This is a genomic window from Paracnuella aquatica (assembly GCF_003332885.2).
Taxonomy (GTDB): domain Bacteria; phylum Bacteroidota; class Bacteroidia; order Chitinophagales; family Chitinophagaceae; genus Flavisolibacter; species Flavisolibacter aquaticus.
The window spans coordinates 1-2576 of sequence record NZ_QOWJ01000035.1 but is presented as its reverse complement, the minus strand read 5'-3'; the positions used below and the strand labels follow the sequence as shown (position 1 = coordinate 2576).

Genomic DNA, 2576 nt, shown 5'->3' with positions numbered 1-2576 from the left:
CAGTGCACCAGGTGGGTCAGTTTGTTCCGGCCAGCCTGGATCAATTTGCTCCGGCCAAACCGGGTCACATTAAACCGGCCAACCTGGATCAATTTGACCGGCGTATGCACTTTATAGCAGGAACCACGTTTTTGCTTTTGAAGCTCTTTTCAACTACTTTAATGCATGAGAAAGCAGGTAGTGGTTACCTGGATTTTTGCTGTTTCCCTCGGTTTTCACTTTCTTTTGCCTTTTCATGCAGGCACAGGATTCACGATTCTTAAGGTCGTTAAAAACAGAGGCTTTGCCTCCACTGTAGCAGTGAAAAAAAGCATTCAACATAGCAGTTGTGCAACACATAGAAAACAACGGTTTTTCTGCTGCTCTTTTTGTGACCTTTCGCTAGAGATTCACAGTGAATAGTTATTAGTGGTAATTTTTACTGTTTGTTTCGAATAAGCCAGCAGTTGTGCTTTACCATATGCATTTTTACCCTTTTATGCACTTTGTAACCAGAGTGTATACGCCGATAAAGTTGACCATTTCATGCCGGAGCAAATTGACCACCTATTTTGGTGGCGAAGAAGTGATGTTCATGTATGATTCGGTAGTGAATAATGTGTGTTGATTTTATGGATGACTGTTCTTACAAATTTAGTTGCTCAGTTCTGGATTTGCTATACTACGTTTCTTTCTCAATGACTCTCCTTTCAGTTCGATACGGTGAGCACTGTGCACGATCCGGTCCAGGATGGCATCAGCGATTGTTTTCTCGCCAATAACCTCATACCATTTGCTCACAGGTAGTTGGGAAGTAATGATTAAGGATCCTTTGCCATGCCGGTCTTCAATTAGTTCCATCAGAACAGCTCTTCCGGGACTATCAAAGGGCTGCAGTCCAAAGTCATCGAGTATGAGTAAATGTTGCCGCTCGATTTTGGCAACTTCTTTCAGATAAGAGCCATCGGCTTTGCTCATTTTTAATTTGGAGAGCAGTTTGGGCAGGCTGTAATAAACCACCCGGTAACCCATGGAGCAGCTGTGGTGGCCAAGCGCAGAAGCAAGATAGCTTTTCCCACTGCCGGTGGGACCGGTGATCAGCATACTTTCTGCTTTGTCAAGAAAGCTGCAGTCAGCGTAGCGCAGCAGTTGGTTCTTCTCCAGGTTGCGCTCGGCATGGTAATAAACGTCTTCCAACAGAGCCTTGTAGCGAAAGCGGGCATTTTTGATCTTTTGTTCAATGGAGCGGTTCTGCCGCTCATCCCACTCGGCTTCAATAAGATGAGCGGTGATCTCGTCGGGTGTGTAGGTGTCGGCTCTGCCGGATTCCAGGTCTGTTTTAAACGCCCGGTGCATCCCAAAGAGCTTCATTTGTTTCATTTTCTCCAGTGTTGTTGCGTTCATGTGGATTGTTTTAAGGTGATTTATTGATAATAATTTTCGCCACGGATGTTGTCATGATGGGGCATAAAGAGGTGGTCTGTTTCCGGTGACGTGTCTTTTTTATCCAGCTCTTTTTCCAGGATGGTCTGGATGGTTTTGTAGTTATAAGCACCATAACCCAAGGCCCTTCTGCAAGCATTGATCAACCGTTCATTACCGATCTTCTTTGTAAAGCTTAAAATGCCCATACAGGACTTGTAGGCTTGTTCGGGGTGTTGCTTTCTTTCCAGCACTTTTAGGATGTACAGCTTTACATCTTCGTGGATGGCTTCTGCCCAGGAGATGAACTTCTGCGGTGTCCACTCGGCGACAAAGCGGTGGGTGGAGGCCAGGTGCTCTTTGTCGGTGGTATAGTGATAGGCAAGCCGTGCCCTTGTATGCAGGGCAATGCGTTCGTAGTTGTAGTAGATCTCCACTGAGTGGCGCGAGAAGAGCAGCTTTACTTTCTTTCCAATGTAGCGGTACGGCACACTGTAATAATGCTTGTCTGCACTCAGGGACACATGTCCATTTTTAGCCACCGTTGCATACAAGCATTTTTTCAGTTCATAGCGAAGTGGCGGCAATGCCACAAGGGCTGCCCTTTCCACTTCTTCAAACTGCTGCCTGCGGCTGTAGTGGCGGCCTTTTAGAGGGGCATTGTTGTGTTCTTCCAGCGCTGCTTTGATGGCGTTGTTTAGCGCTTCAAGACTGTGATGAACGCCGGCTCTAACCTTGGCATAGATGCGTGAGTAAACGATTTTAACGGCGTTTTCCACCAGGGCTTTATCTCTTGGACGATAGGACCTTGCAGGAAGTATCGTTGTGCTGTAATGCTGGGCAAAGTCCAGGAAGGTCTCGTTCAGTGTGGGTTCATACTTGCTGCTCTTGGTAACGGCTGCTTTTAAATTATCCGGTACAATAGCTGCCGGCACGCCACCACAGAAGTGTAGGGCGTTCTCACAGGCTGCGATAAAATCTTCTTTTCCTTGTGAGGCCACCGCTTCCACGTACGTTAGCTGGCTGGCGCCCAGAATGGCCACAAAGACTTCTACTGCTTCTATCTGAGATGGTCTAATTTTTCTGGACAGTTGACTTGCGTAAATTAGCAAGTAACAATGCAGCACAAAAATGCACAGAAACCCCGGCGCAAGTACGATGCTTCCTTCAAATCG

The 2576-nt window shown here is 46.7% G+C and carries 3 protein-coding genes; 1 reads left to right on the top strand and 2 read right to left on the bottom strand.

Translation table 11 applies throughout. The annotated features are described in order from the left end of the window. The coding region (locus tag DRJ53_RS21610; RefSeq protein ID WP_206609860.1) for a hypothetical protein at window positions 1-263 on the top strand (263 nt) is incomplete at its 5' end. 370 nt (window positions 264-633) lie between these two features. Here DRJ53_RS21610 and istB read toward each other — a convergent pair. Both istB and istA read right to left on the bottom strand, forming a co-directional pair. After that, entirely contained in the window at window positions 634-1383 is a 750-nt protein-coding gene (istB, locus tag DRJ53_RS20920; protein WP_114237622.1) for an IS21-like element helper ATPase IstB, read from the bottom strand. Between the two features lie 20 nt (window positions 1384-1403). Next, a partial coding sequence (gene istA, locus DRJ53_RS20915; RefSeq protein ID WP_206609859.1) for an IS21 family transposase occupies window positions 1404-2576 on the bottom strand: 1173 nt, incomplete at its 5' end.